Here is a 17,845-nt window from a genome sequence, read left to right on the forward strand (position 1 = left end):
GGATAACTCGTGTGCAGGCCGTTCGGGTTAGGGTCGGCGCCATGGCCGACACCGCACTTGACCTCACGCTGGACGCCGCACGGCTCACCGCGCAGCTCGTCGACTTCCCCTCGGAGAGCGGCACCGAGAAGCCCCTCGCCGACGCGATCGAGACCGCCCTGCGCACCCTGCCGCACCTCACGGTCGACCGGTACGGCAACAACGTCGTCGCCCGCACGAACCTCGGCCGTACGGAACGCGTCGTCCTGGCGGGCCACATCGACACCGTCCCGATCGCCGACAACGTCCCCTCGCGCCTCGACGAGAACGGCGTCCTGTGGGGCTGCGGCACCTGCGACATGAAGTCCGGGGTGGCGGTCCAACTCCGCATCGCGGCAACGGTGTTGGCCCCCAACCGCGACCTGACGTTCGTCTTCTACGACAACGAGGAGGTCGCCGCCCACCTCAACGGCCTCAAGCACGTCTCCGAGGCCCACCCCGACTGGCTGGAGGGCGACTTCGCGGTCCTCCTGGAGCCGACGGACGGGCAGGTCGAGGGCGGCTGCCAGGGCACGCTCCGGGTGTTCCTGAAGTTCAAGGGTGAACGAGCGCACTCCGCGCGCGCGTGGATGGGCTCCAACGCGATCCACGCGGCCTCGAAGGCGCTGGCCAAGCTCGCCGCGTACGAGCCCCGCACACCCGTCGTGGACGGCCTCCAGTTCCACGAGGGCCTCAACGCGGTGCGCGTCGAAGGGGGTGTGGCCACCAACGTCATCCCCGACGCGTGCACCCTGGTTGTCAACTTCCGCTATGCGCCCGACCGCAGCGAGGAGGAGGCGGAGGCCTTCGTCCGCGACTACTTCGCCGACTGCGGAGTCGACGAGTTCGTCGTGGACGACCACACCGGAGGGGCCCGCCCCGGCCTGACCCACCCGGCCGCCGCGGCCTTCATGGCGGCCGTCGGCGGCGAGGCCCGCCCCAAGTTCGGCTGGACCGACGTGGCCCGCTTCAGCGCGCTCGGCGTCCCCGCGGTGAACTACGGCCCCGGCGCCCAGCTCCTCGCCCACAAGGTGGACGAGCGGGTCGAGGCGGCCCTGATCCCCGAGGCCGAACGGCGGCTCGTGGACTGGCTGACGGGCTGACATCCGTACGTCCCCCCGCTGTAACCCGCGTAGACCTACGCTGAGGTGGAAACACCTGCAAGTGGAGGGAGCGCACATGGCTACAGGCAACCCCGAGGGCAAGCAGCAGCCACCGGAGGAGCAGCGCCTGGGACCGGTCCTCCGGCGGCGCGGCCAGGTGACCGCGAGCACGACCGACCAGCGCCTCCTGGACGCGGGTGGCCCCTCGGACTGGGTCCACACCGACCCGTGGCGCGTCCTGCGGATCCAGTCGGAGTTCATCGAGGGCTTCGGCACCCTGGCCGAACTGCCGCCCGCGATCAGCGTGTTCGGCTCGGCCCGCACCAAGCCGGACTCACCGGAGTACGAAGCGGGCGTACGCCTCGGACGCGCCCTCGTGGAGGCCGGGTGGGCCGTGATCACCGGCGGCGGCCCCGGCGCCATGGAAGCGGCCAACAAGGGCGCCCTGGAGGCCAAGGGCATCTCCGTCGGCCTCGGCATCGAGCTGCCCTTCGAACAGGGCCTCAACGCCTACGTCGACATCGGGCTGAACTTCCGTTACTTCTTCGTCCGCAAGATGATGTTCGTCAAGTACGCCCAGGGCTTCGTGGTCCTCCCCGGCGGCCTCGGCACCCTCGACGAACTCTTCGAGGCACTCACCCTCGTACAGACCCAGAAGGTCACCCGCTTCCCGATCGTCCTCTTCGGAAGCGAGTATTGGGGCGGCCTGGTCGACTGGCTGAAGAACACGCTGATCGCCCAGGGCAAGGCGTCGGAGAAGGACCTGCTTCTGTTCCATGTCACGGACGACGTGGACGAGGCGGTCGCGCTGGTGTCGAAGGAAGCGGGACGGTAGTAGGCAGCCGTCCGGGGGTCTGGGGGCGCAGCCCCCAGGGACGGGACGGGTAGGGGCGGCGGGGGCGCTGCATCCATCAGCGGCTCCGCCGCGGGCCTACGCCAGCCCCCGCCTGCCCACCGCCGGAGGCCGGTGCCCCGCGATCGACGCCACCATGTCCAACACCTGCCGCGTCTCCGCGACTTCGTGCACCCGGTACACCTGCGCACCGAGCCACGCGGACACGGCCGTGGTCGCGAGCGTCCCGACAACCCGCTCCTTGACCGGCTTGTCGAGGGTCTCGCCCACGAAGTCCTTGTTGGACAGCGACACCAGCACCGGCCACCCCGTGGAGACCATCTCCCCGAGCCGCCGAGTCGCCTCCAGACTGTGCCGCGTGTTCTTCCCGAAGTCATGCCCGGGATCGATCAGAACGGACTCCCTGGGGACCCCGAGTTCCACGGCCCGCTCGGCGAGCCTCAGGGTCACGCGCAGGATGTCGCCCATGACGTCGTCGTAGGTCACCCGGTGCGGCCGTGTACGGGGCTCCGCGCCCCCCGCGTGCGTGCAGACCAGCCCCACCCCGTACCGCGCGGCGACCTCCGCGAGCCGCGGATCGACGCCGCCCCACGCGTCGTTCAGGAGATCCGCGCCCACCTCGCACACGGCCTCGCCGACCTCGTGCCGCCAGGTGTCGACGCTGATGATCACGTCCGGGAACCGCCGCCGCACCTCGGCCACGAAGCCGACCGTGCGCCGCGCCTCCTCCTCGGCGGTGACTTCCTCGCCGGGTCCGGCCTTGACCCCGCCGATGTCGATGATCGCGGCGCCCTCGGCCACCGCCTGCTCCACGCGCGCGAGGGCGGGCTCGTCGCGGAACGTGGCCCCCTGGTCGTAGAAGGAGTCCGGGGTCCGGTTCACGATCGCCATGATCACCGGCTCGTGCGTGTCGAATTCACGCCTGCCCAGCCTGAGCATCCCCTGTGACCTCTCCTAGTACGTACCGGTCTTCAGCCGCCTGTGACCCTAACTGTCAGCGTCGCATGGCACGATCGGACCCTGACACATTCGGCTTCGGCACGTCCGACATCGACGCCCGTGGAGACCTCAGAGATGTTCATGTTCCTGTTCCTGGTCGTCGGGCTCGCCGTCGTGGTCGGCGCCGTGACCCTCTCGGTGATCGGCGGCGGCGAGAGCGCTCCGCTGCCCGACGTCACGCCCGAGCGCCTCGACGACCCGCTGCCCCCGGACCGGCCGGTGAACCACGCCGACATCGAGACCCTCCGCTTCCCGCTCGCCGCGCGGGGCTACCGCATGGCCGAGGTGGACGACGCGCTGGGCCGCATCGCCGCCGAACTCGCCGAGCGCGACGCCCGGATCGCCGACCTGGAGCACGCGCTCGCGGGCGCGCAGGCCAGCGCCCACGTCTCCATGCAGAAGCCGGCCGAAGGCGACCAGCAGTGACCGAGGGCGGGGCCGTCGCCGGTCCGGACGGCGCCCTGCGCTGCCCCTGGGCACTCTCCACGGAGGACTACGTCGCGTACCACGACGAGGAGTGGGGCCGCCCGGTCCACGGCGACGACGCCCTCTACGAGCGCCTCAGCCTGGAGGCCTTCCAGTCCGGCCTCTCCTGGATCACGATCCTGCGCCGCCGCGAGGGCTTCCGGGCGGCGTTCGCGGGCTTCAAGATCGCGGAGGTGGCGACCTTCACGGACACCGACCGCGAACGCCTCCTCGCCGACACCGGCATCATCCGCAACCGCCTCAAGGTCGACGCGACGATCGCCAACGCGCGCGTGCTGGTCGACTGGGCGCCGGGTGAGCTGGACGAGTTCATCTGGTCCCACGCCCCGAAGCCGGGCCCGGCCCCGAAGACACTCGGGGACGTCCCGGCGGTGACGGCGGAGTCGACGGCTCTGTCGAAGGCCCTGAAGAAGCGCGGCTTGAAGTTCGTGGGGCCCACGACGGCGTACGCCCTGATGCAGGCGTGCGGACTGGTCAACGACCACCTGAAATCCTGCGCGGCGAGAAGCGCCCTTTAAGGGGCGCGGGGCTGTGTCGATTTGCGGCTCCGCCGCGTGAGCGCGACCAGCCCCCACCGGGCCCGCACTGTGAGAACTCAGCGTCCCAGATACTTCGGCTTCTCCTTGTTGACGAAGGCCTGCACGGCGATCGCGTGATCCTCCGACGCGCCCGCCCAAGATTGCAGTTCGTCTTCTTTCTGCAGCGTCTCCTCAAGGGTGTGCGTCAGGCCGAAGGCCACGGCCTCCTTCAGCGCCGCGTAAGCCACCGTCGGCCCGTCCGCCAGCTGCCGGGCCACCTTCTCCGCCTCGGCGTGCAGCTCGCCGACGGGCACGAGCCGGTTGGCGATCCCCAGGTCGTACGCGTCCTGCGCCTTGATCGTCCGCGGGAACAGCAGCAGGTCGGAGGCGCGGCCGGGACCAACGACCCGCGGCAGCGTCCAGGAGATGCCGGAGTCCGCGGTCAGGGCGACCCCGGCGAAGGACGTGTTGAAGCCGGCCGTGTCCGCCACGACCCGGTAGTCCGCGGCCAGCGCGAGCCCGAAACCGGCGCCCGCGGCGACCCCGTTGACCCCGGCGACGACGGGCTTCGCCATCCCGGCCAGCGCCCGCACGATGGGGTTGTAGTGCTCCTTCACCGTGGTCATCGTGGCCCCGGTACCGGCCTCCCGGTCGGAGGCGAGCAGCGTGATGTGCTCCTTCAGGTCCTGGCCGACGCAGAACGCCCGCTCCCCGGCCGCGGTCAGCAGCACCGCCCGTACGGCGTCATCGGCCGCCGCGGACTGGACCGCCTCCCGGAGGGCGACTTTGGTCGCGATGTTCAGCGCGTTCATCGCCTCGGGGCGGTTCAGCGTGATCGTCGCGAGTCCGTCGCTCACCTCGTAGAGCACGGTGTCGGCCATGGCGTATCCCCTCGGGTGTCGCGGCTGAGGCGTACCGGTCGGTACGCCGTACGTCCGTAGGACAGCATGGCGGAGATCACCGTCCACGACCCGGACCGGACGTGTGACCTGCGTCAAAGAATTCTGGGCCGGATCGGGTCGGCCGGGGTCCGCGCGGCGGCGCAGTATCGCAGTCACATCGGCGAATTGAGTGGTTTTGCTCGCGCGCGTTGCCCAAGCGATGCCGACTGATGTTGGTCATCGGGTCCTGAGATGCGGGATAATGGCTTGGAAGCAATGTGTTCGATGCCGGTGACGCGTGTCTCATTAGGGGCCGCGCGTGCCCTCCATGGGGCCGTCGGCGACGATGAGCTGGTTTCAGGAAGGGGAACGAGCATGGCGGCCATGAAGCCGCGGACGGGCGATGGCCCGCTCGAGGTGACCAAGGAGGGGCGGGGCATCGTCATGCGCGTTCCGCTCGAAGGCGGCGGGCGGCTCGTCGTCGAGCTGACCCCTGACGAGGCCGACGCGCTGGGCGACGCCCTCAAGAAGGTCGTCGGCTGACGCGGCGGAACGCGACCATACCCCTTCAGTTGCCCCGGCACCCGAGACGGTGCCGGGGCAGCTGCTTTCCCGGGCGGCCCTCAGTGGGTCAGCGCTTGACGGCGCACAGCAGGCCGTCGCCCACCGGAAGCAGGGACGGCAGCAGCTCCGGGCTCTCGCGCACGGTGCGCAGCAGTTCGCGCAGCCGGAGGACTTCGGTGGGCTGGGGGCCCGAGTCGACGGTGCGGCCGTTGGCGAAGACGCCCTCGAAGACCACGAGGCCACCCGGACGCAGCAGGCGCAACGATTCAGCGAGATAGTCCAGGAACTCCAGCCGGTCACCGTCGCAGAACACGAGGTCGTAGCCCGCGTCCGCGAGCCGGGGCAGCACGTCCAGGGCGCGGCCCGGGATGAAGCGGGCCCGGTTGCTGGCGAAACCGCAGGCGCGGAAGGCCTGGCGGGCGAACTGCTGGTGGTCCGGCTCCGGGTCGACGGTGGTCAGTACCCCGTCCGGCCGCATGCCGTACAGAAGATGCATCCCGGAGACGCCGGTCCCGGTGCCGATCTCCGCCACCGCCTTCGCGTCCACGGTGGCGGCGAGCATCCGCAGCGCGGCGCCCGTGCCGGGCGACACCGAGCGCAGCCCTGCCTCGCGGGCCCGGTCACGGGCCCAGCGCAGTGCTTCGTCCTCGGCGACATAGGCGTCGGCGAACGCCCAGCTCGTCTGCCGGTTGCCGGTAATGACCCTCTCCTGTCCCCGTGGTTGCCTGGGCGTGACTGTATCCGTTGGTGCCGGGAACCTGCTGATGGGACCGGGCGTTTACAGGGGGAGGAATGCACTCGGGGACGCGACCGGAGGGAAGGGCGGGGGATGACGATGGATCAGGTCGTCGAGCTGGACGTCGAGCAAGGTCACGAACATCGGCTCGCACCACCGCCAGGTCGGTATGAGCGTGTATCAAATTCTCGTAAAACCGCTTATCCGGAGCTAACGGGCGAGGTGGCTATGGTAGGGGCTCCACTGGACACCACCAGAGCCGACAGGGGAGGTGCGGCTGTACCTGTGGATCGGGGAGGAGTGCTCCGGCGCTTTCTCGGATCGGCGGGCAGGCCGAAATCCGTGAACGACACCGCTGCTGACCACAGCCACGCCGCTGACCATGCCCAGACCGCGACCTTCTCCACCGACGCGGACGGGCAGGCGTGGACTCCGCCCACCTGGGAGGAGATCGTCAGCACCCACAGCGGCCGTGTGTACCGGCTCGCGTACCGCCTGACGGGGAACCAGCACGACGCCGAGGACCTGACGCAAGAGGTCTTCGTCCGGGTGTTCCGTTCGCTGTCGACCTACACGCCCGGCACCTTCGAAGGCTGGCTGCACCGCATCACCACCAACCTCTTCCTGGACATGGTCCGCCGCAAGCAGCGCATCCGTTTCGACGCGCTGGGGGAGGACGCGGCCGAGCGACTGCCCAGCCGCGAGCCGTCGCCCCAGCAGGTCTTCAACGACGCGCACTTCGACGCCGACGTCCAGCAGGCCCTGGACACCCTCGCCCCGGAGTTCCGGGCGGCGGTCGTCCTGTGCGACATCGAGGGTCTCTCGTACGAGGAGATCGCCGCGACCCTGGGCGTCAAGCTCGGTACGGTCCGTTCCCGGATCCACCGCGGCCGCTCCCAGCTCCGCAAGGCCCTCGCGCACCGCTCGCCGGAAGCACGGGCCGAGCGCCGCTCCTTCGTGGCGCGTGTGCCCGCGCTGGGGGGAGGGGGCGCGACCGCGTGAGTGGATCACGTCCTACGCCTGCGGAGCAGCATCTGGGAGACCGACTTTCCGCCCTGGTGGACGGGGAGCTCGGTCATGAGTCGCGCGAGCGCGTACTGGCGCACCTGGCCACCTGTACGAAGTGCAAGGCCGAGGCCGACGCGCAGCGCCGACTGAAGAACGTGTTCGCGGAAATGGCCCCACCGCCCCCTCCGAGAGCTTCCTGGCCCGACTGCAGGGGCTTCCCGGGGGCGGCGGTGACACGGACGGCGAGGAGCCGCCCGGCGGGGGACTGTTCGCCGCCGGGATCGGTGTCTTCGGCGTCGGCGTCAAAAGAGACGGCCCGCTCGACGCGTTCGAGTTCGGCTACGTCCCCGCGGGCCCGCATGCCGCTACGGCCCTGACCCCTTCGTCACCGTCCCGGTCCGCCGCCCGCGAAGGCTTCCGTATCCATGACGTCAGCCGGCACGACACCGACCGCTCCGCCTCGCGCGGGATGCGGTTCGCGTTCGTCGCCGCCGGGGCGGTCTCGCTGGCCGCGATCGCGCTGGGCGGGGTGGCCACGGTCGCTCCGGGCGACACGGCCGCGGAGGCACGGGGCGGTACGGGGGTGACGCCGGCGCGTACGCAGGGCACGGGCGCGGCGACCACCGACGCCGGGCGCCGCCGCGGGGTCGGCCCGCTGCTCGCCCAGGGCACGAGCCAGCGCTCGATGCTCGGCGACACGGCGGTCCCGACCTCGGTCTCCGCGCCGCTGCTCCCCGGAGTGCCGTCGCCCTCGGCGGTCCAGGGTGACGAGGTCATGCACACGTTGACCGCGCCGGTGATGGCCGGAGCGGCGGTCATGTCCCCGCTGATACGCCCGCTCAACGCGACCCCGCCGGTCGCCCTCACGTCGTGGTCCACGGCCCCCGAGGTCATGGCCCCGGGCCTGCTCCGAGCACCGGCTCCCGACGCCACCTCGTCTCCCTCCTCCACCCCCTCGTTCCCCTCCCACCCGCTCCACTGACCGGCCTCTGCGCCACAGCCCGCGAACCTGGTTGAATCCGGGGAGTACGGGGTGGCGCGGGCAGTTGTGGGGGACGGGAACCATGAACGAGGGGACGCCGGAGCGGGGGCCTGCGAGGACGAAGTGGTGGGCTCGGGGCGGGGCCCTGTGGTGCCGGCTGTTCCGGTAGCGGGCACGGCTGAGGCGCAGAGTGCTGCACCGGGGCCTTTGGGTGATGCCGGGGTCCGTGTCCGTGGGTTGGCGTCGACGGGGATGCCGGTGTGGATACCGAGGGTGCCGGGGATGCCGACGGGGACTTTGCGTTGCGGCCGCCGGGTGTCTTGCGGGGACCGGCGACGGTGACTTCGAGTTGCGGGCACCTGCTGAGGGGCTGAGCGGTGAAGTGGCTTGCGGCGGGGGTGACTTCGAGCTGGGGCGTTCTGTGCCGGGGGGCTTGGTCGGGGGTGCGGCTGAGGGCCTGGCGGTGACGTCGAGTTGGGTCGGCCGGTGAGTGGGGCTCCAACGGGCGGTGTGGGTGCGGACGTTGACGGCGATTTCGAGTTGGGGCGTCCCGTGTCGGCGGCCCCGCCTGGCGGTGTGGTCGCGGGCGAGGGCGGTGACTCAGTGCGGGACCGGCCCGTGGCCGACTCTTCAACTGGGCTTGCTGCAGAGGGCGTTGGTGTCCGGCCGAGTCGTCCGGTCTCGGGGTCTCGGGCTGACGGGGCGGTCGTAGACGCCGACGGTGACTTCGAGTTGAGCCACCCTGTGTCGGGTTCCCCGGCCGGCGGCGTGGCCGTAGACGCCGGTGGTGTTTCCGAGGTGGATCGCCCCGGGTCGGTCTTCCCGACCGGGACTGCGGCTGTGGGCGTTGGCGCTGGTTTCGGGCCGGGACCTTCCGGGCTGGATCACCCCGGGCCGGTCTCCGCGACCGGGACTGCGGCTGTGGGCGTTGGCGCTGGTTTCGGACCGGGACCTTCCGGGCTGGATCACCCCGGGCCGGTCTTCCCGACCGGGACTGCGGCTGTGGGCGTTGGCGCTGGTTTCGGGCCGGGACCTTCCGGGCTGGATCACCCCGGGCCGATCTCTCCGACCGGGACTGCGGCTGTGGGCGTCGGCGCTGAGTTCGGGCCGGGACCTTCCGAGCTGGATCACCCCGGGCCGGTCTCCGCGACCGGGACCGCGGCTGTAGGCGTCGGCGCTGAGTTCGGACCGGAAGCCTCCGGCCCCATACCCCCGACGACTCCCAGCGAGGCCCTCCCGCGCACCGACCGGCCCAAGCCCCTGCACGACCCCGACCCCTACAGCACCCCGCCGTACGGCGAGCCGGGGCCCTGGGCGCCCGCACCGCCTGTTCAGCACCCTGCGGTCACCTCTGTGCCCGGCGCGGCCCCACAGGCTCACACAGCGTCTCCGGGCACTCCAGTCCCGCTGGTCCCCTACAGCGATCCCGCGTCTCCGGGTACTCCCGCACCGTCTCTTGCTGATACCGCGCCTTTCGGTACACCCGCCCCGCACTCCGGTCCCGCGGCTGCTGACACTCCTGCACCGCCTTTCGACGACACCGTGCCTCCAGGCGTCCCCGCACCACGTCTCGCCGACGCCTCAGCCGCCAGCGCCGCCGGGCCCTCCGTCACGACACCGGCATCCTTCGCGACCTCCGCACCGCCCTTCACCGATACCGAGCCTCCCGGCACCCCCGTGCCCGCGTTTGGCGCCGACGTCTCAGCCTCCAGGGCCTCCGCGCCCTCCGTCACGGCCCCGGCGTCCTTCGCTTCCTCCGCGCCTCCCGGCACCCCCGCGCTTGGTGTCGACGTCTCAGCCCCCGGCATCTCCGCACCCCCTGTCGGAATCCCGATGCCCTCCGCACCGCCCTTCACCGATACCGAGCCTCCCGGCACCCCCGCGCCCGCGTTTGGCGCCGACGTCTCAGCCCCTGGCATCTCCGCACCCCCTGTCGGAATCCCGATGCCCCCCGCACCGCCCTTCAACGACACCGCGCCTCCCGCCACCCCCGCGCCCGCGCTCGGTGCCGACGTCTCAGCCCCCGGCATCTCCGCACCCCCTCTCGCAACCCCGGTGCCCCTCGCTCCCCCCGCGCCGCCCCTCTCCGGCACCTCAACCCCCGCCCCCCTCACCCCTGTTGTCCCGGACCAGACCCCCGCCCCCGACCTGAACCCTTCATCCACCCCCTCCCCAGACTTCACCTCCACCCCCACCGCAGACCTCACCCCCGAGCCCACCTCCCCCCCAACCCCAGACCTCACACCAGACCCCACCCCACCCACCAACCCCTGGCACCGCTACGACCCCTGGGCCGCCCCCGCCCCCTCCAGCAGACCGGCACCCCAACCGCCACCCCCGAACAGCACCGCACCCGCACCCGGAAACTCCTCGCCGTCTCCGCCCTCGTCCTGGCTCTTGTCTCCGGCGGTGTCGGTGGGGTCGTAGGGGCGCATCTGGAGCGGGACGGGATCGGTGGGTCCATCGTGTTGCCGCAGGCCGGTAAAGAAGATGCTCAGCCCGCGCCCGGCAGTGTTGCCGGGATTGCCGCTCGGGCGCTGCCCAGTGTCGTGACCCTGCATGTCACCGGAGATGAGGAGTCGGCGACCGGTACCGGGATCGTGCTGGATACGCGGGGGCACATTCTCACCAACAACCATGTCGTGCGGCCCGCCGGTGGTGGCGGGGCGATATCCGTCAGGTTCGGTGGGGGGCAGACCGTCAAGGGCGCCGTCGTCGGGCGGGACACCGGGTACGACCTCGCGGTCGTGCAGGTGCGGGGGGTGCGCGGGCTGACGCCGATGCCGCTCGGGAATTCCGACAACGTGCGGGTCGGGGACCCCGTTGTCGCGATCGGGGCGCCCTTCGATCTGGACGACACCGTGACCTCCGGGATCATCAGCGCCACGGAGCGACCCATCACCGCCGGGGGTGAGGCGTCGGACGGGAGCGATGTGTCGTATGTCGATGCCCTGCAGACCGACGCGCCGATCAATCCCGGGAACTCCGGTGGGCCGTTGCTCGATGCGCGGGGGCGGCTGGTCGGGGTCAACTCGGCTATTCGGTCCGCCGATTACGGGGATGGGGATGGGAGTGGGGGTGGGGATGGGGTGGAGAGTGAGCAGGGCGGGTCCATCGGGCTCGGGTTCGCCATACCCGTCAATCTGGCCAAGCGGGTTGCCGAGGAAATCATCAATACCGGGAAGGCGACCCATCCGGTCATCGGCGTCAGCCTCGACCTGGAATACGCGGGGGACGGCGCCCGCATCGCCACGAAGGGCAGCGGCGACGGGCCCGCCGTCACCGCGGGCGGTCCCGGTGCCAAGGCGGGACTCAAGGCCGGCGACGTCATCACCGAGGTCGACGGCGAGCCTGTCCACTCCGGGAACGAGCTCATCGTCAGGACGCGCGCCCATCGGCCCGGCGACCACGTGCGGCTGACGCTGCGGCGAGGCGGCAAGGACATGACCTTGTCGCTCGTTCTGGGCTCGGCGACCGGTGATTGACAGAAACGTCACAGGTGAGAGCCCCGCGCCCCGTCCCACTAGGCAAACAACCCGGAAAACCGGTGGTGTACACCCACTCGTAGCCCCCGGGACAGTACCGGTCGGGTGGGATCGCCGGGTACCGTGGACCCGGCCCGGACCACGGAAGACCCGCACAGACCACCGAGGGCCGAGGACCGAGGACATCGCAAGGAGCTTCAGGTGTTCAATGACATAGGACCGCTCGAGCTGGTGACGATCATTGTGCTCGCCGTGCTCGTCTTCGGTCCGGACAAGCTCCCGAAGGTCATCCAGGACGTCATGCGGACGATCCGGAAGATCCGAGAGTTCTCGGAGAGCGCCAAGGCGGACATCCGCGAGGAGCTCGGTCCGGAGTTCAAGGACTTCGACTTCGAGGACCTCAACCCCAAGACGTTCCTGCGCAAGCAGCTGGACAACGACGAACTGGGGCTCAAGGAGATCCGCAACGGCTTCGACCTGAAGAAGGAGATGGCCGAGGTCACGGAGGCCGTGCAGAGCGCGGACACCCCGAGTTCCTCGCCCTCTTCGAGTGGTCGGCTCGACATGACGAAGAAGCCCGAGGAGCCGGAGAGGGACGACCGCCCGCCCTTCGACGCGGACGCCACCTGACCCTCCCCGAGCACATCCCCCGCACCTCCTGAGCCCCGCTCACGTGACGCGTCTCATACCCCTGCCACGCCCTCGTACGGCCTGAACACGGCCCATTCGCGCCTCGCGCGCCGGGCGCTTTCCGGGCTGCCTCGCACGAGGTGGCTATGCTGCCGAGTTGTTGTGCGGACCGGGCGAGTCGCCCGAAGGGGGGCGGGCCGCCCCGGTCCGACGAGAACGAGGAGGCGTCCGGAGCATGGAGACGACGAGTCGGGTAGGCGCGCAGGCGCCGGCCGCGGAGGGTGGACAACAACTCCCCTCCGCCCGGCGCACGGTCGACGGCTACCTGCTGGCGCCCTTCCCGTGGTACGGCCTCGACGAGGCCTTCACGGGACCGCGCTGGCTGATGCAGGTGGGCATGGCGGCGGACGGAGCCGTCGAGCACGGTTCGATCGGGCACGGCGACGAGCCCTCCGTACGCAACGAAGGCACGGAGGACAAGGAGAAGTTCGCGGTCGTCGTCACCGTCGCGGGCAACCCCGCGCGCCGCACCGCGGACGGCACGGGTCTCCTGGAGGCCACGTCGGTGTCCTCTGCGGCCTGGCTCGCCGGGGTGGGACTGCTGTCCTTCACCTGGCCCGGGCAGATGGACCACACCCTGCGCGACGACTGGCTGGAGCAGCAGACGGAGACGGCCTGGGTGCTGGCCGACGACCTCGCCGGCGACGACTGGTCGACCCTGTCCCTCCCGGTGGACGGCGTCCCGACGCCCTTCCACTACCGCGAGTCCGAGTTCGGCTGGGTGCTGGCCGGGTCGACTCAGGAGGGCGTGCACGTGGGGGCGTACGGGAGGGGCATGAGCGCGTATGGGCTCGGCTTCGCCATGATCAAGGACATCACGACCTACGCAGCCCAGTAGCGGCTACGACGATGGGGGCGCCGTCCGTGAGACGGCGCCCCCATCGTCGTAGAAAAACCGCGTAAGAAGATCCCTAGAACTTGTTCCGCGGGGTGATCCCCAGCGACATGCCCGAAAGGCCCCGCTGCCGTCCCCCCAGCTTGCCCGCGATCGCGCGCAGCGCAGCCCCCGCCGGGGAGTCCGGGTCGCTCAGGACCACCGGCTTGCCCTCGTCGCCGCCCTCGCGGAGGCGGACGTCGATCGGAATGCTCCCCAGCACCGGGACCGACGCGCCCGTCGTGCGCGTGAGGCCGTCCGCGACCGACTGGCCGCCGCCCGTGCCGAAGACGTCGACCATCTCGCCGCAGTGCGGGCACGGCAGGCCCGCCATGTTCTCGACGACGCCGACGATCTTCTGGTGGGTCTGTACGGCGATGGAGCCCGCGCGCTCGGCGACCTCGGCCGCCGCCTGCTGAGGGGTCGTCACGACCAGGATCTCGGCGTTCGGGACGAGCTGGGCGACGGAGATCGCGATGTCGCCCGTGCCCGGCGGGAGGTCGAGCAACAACACATCCAGGTCGCCCCAGTACACGTCCGCCAGGAACTGCTGCAGTGCCCGGTGCAGCATGGGCCCGCGCCACACCACCGGTGCGTTGCCCGGGGTGAACATGCCGATGGAGATGACCTTCACGCCGTGTGCCGACGGCGGCATGATCATGTTCTCGACCTGGGTGGGGAGGCCGTCGGCGCCCAGCATGCGGGGCACGGAGTGGCCGTAGATGTCGGCGTCGACGACACCGACCTTCAGGCCGTCGGCGGCCATCGCGGCCGCGAGGTTCACCGTCACCGAGGACTTGCCGACGCCGCCCTTGCCGGAGGCGACCGCGTACACGCGGGTGAGGGAGCCGGGCTGCGCGAAGGGAACCTCGCGCTCGGCCTTGCCACCGCGCAGGGCGGTCGCGAGTTCCTTGCGCTGCTCGTCGCTCATCACGTCCAGGGTCACCTCGACACCGGTGACGCCCTCGACGCCCATGACCGCGTCGGTCACGCGCTGGGTGATGGTCTCGCGCATGGGACAGCCGGAGACCGTCAGGTACACGGTGACCGCGACCGCTCCGTCCGCACCGATCTCCACCGACTTGACCATCCCCAACTCGGTGATGGGTCGGTTGATCTCGGGGTCGTTCACCGTCGACAGCGCTTCACGCACCGCGTCTTCCGTAGCCATAGGGTCGATGGTACGGCGCCGCGCGGGGCCCCCGGTAAGCCCGTCACCGGTCGTCTACGTCACGTCCATGCGACCGTTCCGCCGGGAATACGACGTGTTTGTGGTGGCCGTTCTCCCGTTCCTCCAGCTCTTTCACCAGATCCTGGAGTTCGGAGCGGATCCAGTCCCGGGTCGCGACCTCGCCGAGGCCGATGCGCAGGGCGGCGATCTCGCGGGTGAGGTACTCGGTGTCCGCGATCGACCGCTCGTTCTGCTTGCGGTCCTGTTCGAGGTTGACCCGATCGCGGTCGTCCTGCCGGTTCTGCGCGAGCAGGATCAGCGGGGCCGCGTAGGAGGCCTGGAGCGACAGCATCAGGGTGAGGAAGATGAACGGGTAGTTGTCGAAGCGGACGTCCCGGGGCGCGAAGATGTTCCACAGCACCCACGCGATGATGACGACCGTCATCCAGACGATGAACCGCCCGGTCCCCAGGAACCGCGCGATCCGCTCCGACATCCGCCCGAACGCCTCGGGGTCGTACTCGGGCAGGAACCGGCGCCGGGGCGGACGCGGCTGGTCGAGCCGGGCCCGGGTCCGGGTGGTGGCGGTCGCGCCCGCCGGTGTCCTCTCCCGCGTGGACTCGCGCTCAGGAGTCATGAGCCGCCACCTCCTCCGTCTCTGTCGATGCCTCGTTCTCGCCGTCGCTGTCGCCCTCGTCGAGATGGAACTCGGTCTCCCGCCAGTCCTCCGGCAGCATGTGGTCCAGCACGTCGTCCACGGTCACCGCGCCGAGCAGCGACCCGGTCTCGTCGACCACGGGCGCCGCGACCATGTCGTACGTCGCGAAGAACCCGGCGATCAACTGGAGCGACGCGTCCGGGTCCAGCGGCTGCAGGTCGTCGTCGATGATCGCGCTGACCAGGGTGTACGGCGGGTCGCGCAGCAGCCGCTGGAAGTGGACCGTGCCGAGGTACTTGCCGGTCGGGGTGTCGTCGGGCGGGCGGCAGACGTACACCTGCGCGGCGAGCGCGGGGGAGAGGTCGGCGCTGCGGACCCGGGCGAGCGCGTCGGCGACGGTCGCGTCGGGCCGTAGGACGATCGGCTCGGTGGTCATGAGGCCGCCCGCGGTGTGCTCCTCGTACGACATCAGGCGGCGTACGTCGGCCGCCTCCGAGGGCTGCATCAGGTTGAGGAGGCGTTCCTTGTCGTCCTCGGGGAGTTCGGAGAGGAGGTCGGCCGCGTCGTCCGGGTCCATGGCCTCCAGGACGTCGGCCGCGCGCTCCTCCTTCAGCTTGCCGAGGATCTCGATCTGGTCGTCCTCCGGGAGCTCTTCGAGGACGTCGGCGAGGCGGTCGTCGTCGAGGGCGGCGGCGACCTCGGCCCGGCGCTTGGGGGAGAGGTGGTGCAGGACGTTGGCGAGGTCGGCGGGGCGCAGCTGCTCGAAGGTGGCCAGGAGGCTCTCCGCGCCCTGCCCCTGCTCCTCCAGGGAGAAACCGGTGACGCTGGACCAGTCCACGGTCAGCGTCTCGCCCTTGGCCCTTCTGAAGGCTCCGCCGGTCTTGCCCTTGCGGACGAAGATCCGGTCGATCTCCCAGTCCCGGCGGGCCGGCAGATGCTGCACCGAGAGGTCGAGGACGGTGACCTCCTCGTGGGTCTCGACGAGGGTGACGCGCCGGTCCAGCAGTTCGCCGAACACCAGCCGCTCGGTGGGCCGTTGCTCGAAGCGGCGGACGTTCAGCACACCCGTCGTGATGACCTGGCCGGACTCGATGCCGGTGATCCGGGTCATCGGGAGGAAGATGCGGCGCCGGGTGGAGAGTTCGACGACGAGGCCGAGCAGCCGCGGGGGCCGGTTGCCCACGCGGAGCATGGCGACGAGGTCGCGGACGCGGCCCACCTGGTCGCCGTTCGGGTCGAAGACGGCGACACCGGAGAGGTGCGACACGAAGACTCGGGGAGCGCCGGCTGCCATGGCCGCACCTCCTTCTTTCTCTGCTGATCCACCGATGGATTCTGTACTGATCCGCTGATGGGTTTTCTGGTTTCCGGAGTGGTTTCCGGATCTTCCGAAATGCCTGCTCGGACGGGCTTCAGGCTAGCCCGTCCCCATGTGATCCGCGCTGGTGGGCGGTCCGGACGGACTGGCTCCGCCGGCACCTCGCGGCCCCGGTACGCTGCCGTACGCCATCGCCCCCCGCATGGAAGGCACCCCACCTGTGACTGCGATCCCCCAGGTCCGAAACCGTCGTGCGGCGCTGCTCGGCGCGGTCTGTGTCCTGGCCCTCGCGGGGTGCGGCGGCGAGGACCCGGACGCGGGGACGAACGGGGTCGGCAAGCTGGCCGCCGACAAGATCCAGTCCAGGTCGGTGACGGCCGCGGGCGGTGCCGACGCGGTACGGCTGTCCGGGACCGTCGTCACCAGCGGGAAGACGTACACGCTCGACATGCGGCTGAAGTCCGACGGCGGCAGCGGGTCGGTCACCTCGAAGGGGTCGACCTTCGGGCTGCTGCGGATCGGCGAGGAGCTGTACCTGAAGGCCGACGCGGACTTCTGGAACAGCAACGGGGACTCGGGCGCCGGCGACTCGCTGCACGGCAAGTACGTGAAGGTGCCGCAGGGGGACCCCTCGTACAAGAAGTTCAGTGGTTTCACGGACAAGGACGTTCTCCTCTCCAGCTTGCTGACCCTGCACGGCTCACTCGCGACGGACGGGCACCACGCGCAGAACGGTGTCCGGACGATCCGCATCACCGGTGACAAGGGCTCCGGCGGCACCCTCGACGTCTCCCTCGAGGGCAAGCCGTATCCGCTCCGGCTGGTCCGCGCGGGCGGCGCGGGCACGCTGACCTTCTCGGACTGGGGCAAGAGCTTCACGGTGACGCAGCCGAAGGGCGACGACACTGTCGACTACGGCAAGCAACTGCCGTCTTCCTAGCGGTAGTTGCGGCGGTTACGTACTTATCGCTGCTTGCGTTTCTTCTTCAGGAGCAGGCGCGGCAGGCCTGCCGGGGCCGGCTGACGGGTCGTCGCGGGCGAGGGCAGCGGGGGCTGTGCCAGCGAACCCTCCGGCAGGCCGGCGATCGCTCCCGTCGGCTCCAGGCGCAGCACCCTGGCTTCGCGGGCCCAGCGGGCCGTCATCGCCTCGCCGTCGGGGGCGTTGAGACGCTTGCCCTTCAGCTCGGCCACGGCCGCCGTCCAGGCCTCGGAGTCGGGCGCCAGCTCTACGACCTTCGCGGTCCAGGAGACCAGTCGGCCGCCCTTGTCCTTGCTGCGGACCGTGACCTCGGCGGGGCCGCCGTCGGTCAGTCCCGGCAGCGGCTGCTCGCCCGGTCCGTCGCCGATCAGGCAGGCCGCGCCCTCGTGCCAGACGTGCCACAGGGCGCGGGCCGGGACGCCCGGACCGCTCACCCAGACGAGGCCGGACTTCTTCGTGGCCTCCTCGACGAGGGCCTGGTCGAGCGGCTCGCTGCTAGTCATGGGCGTCAGCCTATCCAGC

19 protein-coding genes and 1 pseudogene are annotated in these 17,845 nt (G+C 70.7%); 12 read left to right on the forward strand and 8 right to left on the reverse strand.

All coding sequences use genetic code 11. The features are described from left to right. The first annotated feature begins 41 nt into the window (after positions 1-41). The gene (gene dapE / locus R2B38_RS27625) at positions 42-1,121 is read left to right on the forward strand and encodes a succinyl-diaminopimelate desuccinylase (RefSeq protein WP_318018670.1); all 1,080 of its coding nucleotides are present in this window, start codon (positions 42-44) and stop codon (positions 1,119-1,121) included. A 76-nt stretch (positions 1,122-1,197) separates the two neighbouring features. Next, positions 1,198-1,956 carry a TIGR00730 family Rossman fold protein gene (locus tag R2B38_RS27630; RefSeq protein ID WP_318018671.1) on the forward strand — a complete coding sequence of 253 codons (759 nt, stop codon included), beginning with the start codon at positions 1,198-1,200 and terminating at the stop codon, positions 1,954-1,956. A 96-nt stretch (positions 1,957-2,052) separates the two neighbouring features. Here R2B38_RS27630 and folP read toward each other — a convergent pair whose 3' ends face one another. Beyond that, positions 2,053-2,913 (reverse strand): dihydropteroate synthase, encoded by an 861-nt coding sequence (gene folP / locus R2B38_RS27635; protein ID WP_318018672.1) that lies wholly within the window; start codon positions 2,911-2,913, stop codon positions 2,053-2,055. Positions 2,914-3,048: 135 nt separating this feature from the next. Here folP and R2B38_RS27640 point away from each other — a divergent pair, with 135 nt between their 5' ends. Together R2B38_RS27640 and R2B38_RS27645 are read left to right on the forward strand one after the other, a co-directional pair. Beyond that, positions 3,049-3,399 (forward strand): DivIVA domain-containing protein, encoded by a 351-nt coding sequence (locus tag R2B38_RS27640; protein WP_411978586.1) that lies wholly within the window; start codon positions 3,049-3,051, stop codon positions 3,397-3,399. Further along, positions 3,396-3,977 carry a DNA-3-methyladenine glycosylase I gene (locus R2B38_RS27645; protein WP_318018673.1) on the forward strand — a complete coding sequence of 194 codons (582 nt, stop codon included), beginning with the start codon at positions 3,396-3,398 and terminating at the stop codon, positions 3,975-3,977. The genes R2B38_RS27640 and R2B38_RS27645 overlap by 4 nt, the downstream gene beginning before the upstream one ends. A gap of 77 nt (positions 3,978-4,054) precedes the next feature. On the opposite strand, the gene R2B38_RS27650 is transcribed toward R2B38_RS27645, so the two are convergent. After that, positions 4,055-4,858 carry an enoyl-CoA hydratase/isomerase family protein gene (locus tag R2B38_RS27650; RefSeq protein ID WP_318018674.1) on the reverse strand — a complete coding sequence of 268 codons (804 nt, stop codon included), beginning with the start codon at positions 4,856-4,858 and terminating at the stop codon, positions 4,055-4,057. 66 nt (positions 4,859-4,924) lie between these two features. On the opposite strand from R2B38_RS27650, the gene R2B38_RS27655 reads away from it, so the two are divergent. Together R2B38_RS27655 and R2B38_RS27660 are read left to right on the forward strand one after the other, a co-directional pair. Beyond that, a complete protein-coding gene (locus tag R2B38_RS27655) occupies positions 4,925-5,089 on the forward strand; it encodes a hypothetical protein (RefSeq protein WP_318018675.1) in 165 nt (54 codons plus the stop codon). A gap of 144 nt (positions 5,090-5,233) precedes the next feature. Then, positions 5,234-5,401 (forward strand): DUF3117 domain-containing protein, encoded by a 168-nt coding sequence (locus R2B38_RS27660; RefSeq protein WP_003966491.1) that lies wholly within the window; start codon positions 5,234-5,236, stop codon positions 5,399-5,401. Between the two features lie 88 nt (positions 5,402-5,489). Here R2B38_RS27660 and R2B38_RS27665 read toward each other — a convergent pair whose 3' ends face one another. Further along, complete coding sequence (locus tag R2B38_RS27665) at positions 5,490-6,188, reverse strand: O-methyltransferase (RefSeq protein WP_318021802.1); 699 nt, start codon at positions 6,186-6,188, stop codon at positions 5,490-5,492. Positions 6,189-6,458: 270 nt separating this feature from the next. Here R2B38_RS27665 and sigE point away from each other — a divergent pair, with 270 nt between their 5' ends. Both sigE and R2B38_RS27675 read left to right on the forward strand, forming a co-directional pair. Further along, positions 6,459-7,160, forward strand: coding sequence for an RNA polymerase sigma factor SigE (gene sigE, locus R2B38_RS27670; protein WP_019072074.1), 702 nt, complete (start codon positions 6,459-6,461; stop codon positions 7,158-7,160). Next, positions 7,157-8,148, forward strand: a pseudogene (locus R2B38_RS27675) (anti-sigma factor family protein). The gene sigE and the pseudogene R2B38_RS27675 overlap by 4 nt, the downstream one beginning before the upstream one ends. Positions 8,149-10,427: 2,279 nt before the next feature. Here the strand turns inward: R2B38_RS27675 and R2B38_RS51365 are convergent. Continuing rightward, positions 10,428-10,583 carry a hypothetical protein gene (locus R2B38_RS51365; RefSeq protein ID WP_411978502.1) on the reverse strand — a complete coding sequence of 52 codons (156 nt, stop codon included), beginning with the start codon at positions 10,581-10,583 and terminating at the stop codon, positions 10,428-10,430. Between the two features lie 114 nt (positions 10,584-10,697). Between R2B38_RS51365 and R2B38_RS27680 the strand changes: the two genes are divergently transcribed. The 3 genes from R2B38_RS27680 to R2B38_RS27690 all read left to right on the forward strand — a co-directional run bounded on the left by R2B38_RS27680 (position 10,698) and on the right by R2B38_RS27690 (position 13,161). Further along, positions 10,698-11,633, forward strand: coding sequence for a S1C family serine protease (locus R2B38_RS27680; RefSeq protein WP_411978503.1), 936 nt, complete (start codon positions 10,698-10,700; stop codon positions 11,631-11,633). Positions 11,634-11,834: 201 nt separating this feature from the next. Then, a complete protein-coding gene (locus tag R2B38_RS27685; protein ID WP_318018676.1) occupies positions 11,835-12,263 on the forward strand; it encodes a sec-independent translocase in 429 nt (142 codons plus the stop codon). 235 nt (positions 12,264-12,498) lie between these two features. Beyond that, on the forward strand, positions 12,499-13,161 hold the full coding sequence (locus tag R2B38_RS27690) for a hypothetical protein (RefSeq protein WP_318018677.1): 663 nt from the start codon (positions 12,499-12,501) through the stop codon (positions 13,159-13,161). A gap of 73 nt (positions 13,162-13,234) precedes the next feature. Here the strand turns inward: R2B38_RS27690 and R2B38_RS27695 are convergent, their stop codons facing one another. Genes R2B38_RS27695 through R2B38_RS27705 form a run of 3 tightly spaced genes read right to left on the reverse strand, consistent with a single transcriptional unit; the run spans position 13,235 to position 16,320 of the window. Beyond that, positions 13,235-14,368, reverse strand: coding sequence for an Mrp/NBP35 family ATP-binding protein (locus R2B38_RS27695; protein WP_318018678.1), 1,134 nt, complete (start codon positions 14,366-14,368; stop codon positions 13,235-13,237). Between the two features lie 43 nt (positions 14,369-14,411). After that, positions 14,412-15,005 (reverse strand): DUF1003 domain-containing protein, encoded by a 594-nt coding sequence (locus R2B38_RS27700; RefSeq protein ID WP_318018679.1) that lies wholly within the window; start codon positions 15,003-15,005, stop codon positions 14,412-14,414. Continuing rightward, positions 14,995-16,320 carry a magnesium transporter MgtE N-terminal domain-containing protein gene (locus R2B38_RS27705; protein ID WP_318018680.1) on the reverse strand — a complete coding sequence of 442 codons (1,326 nt, stop codon included), beginning with the start codon at positions 16,318-16,320 and terminating at the stop codon, positions 14,995-14,997. The genes R2B38_RS27700 and R2B38_RS27705 overlap by 11 nt, the downstream gene beginning before the upstream one ends. 244 nt (positions 16,321-16,564) lie before the next feature. On the opposite strand from R2B38_RS27705, the gene R2B38_RS27710 reads away from it, so the two are divergent. Continuing rightward, positions 16,565-17,284: a hypothetical protein gene (locus R2B38_RS27710; protein WP_318018681.1), complete on the forward strand. Its 720-nt coding sequence runs from the start codon at positions 16,565-16,567 to the stop codon at positions 17,282-17,284. A gap of 23 nt (positions 17,285-17,307) precedes the next feature. On the opposite strand, the gene R2B38_RS27715 is transcribed toward R2B38_RS27710, so the two are convergent. Continuing rightward, positions 17,308-17,826, reverse strand: a complete 519-nt coding sequence (locus tag R2B38_RS27715) for a hypothetical protein (RefSeq protein WP_318018682.1) — start codon at positions 17,824-17,826, stop codon at positions 17,308-17,310. Between the last annotated feature and the right edge of the window lie 19 nt (positions 17,827-17,845).

The sequence above is a fragment of the Streptomyces sp. N50 genome, assembly GCF_033335955.1.
Classification (GTDB): Bacteria; Actinomycetota; Actinomycetes; order Streptomycetales; family Streptomycetaceae; genus Streptomyces.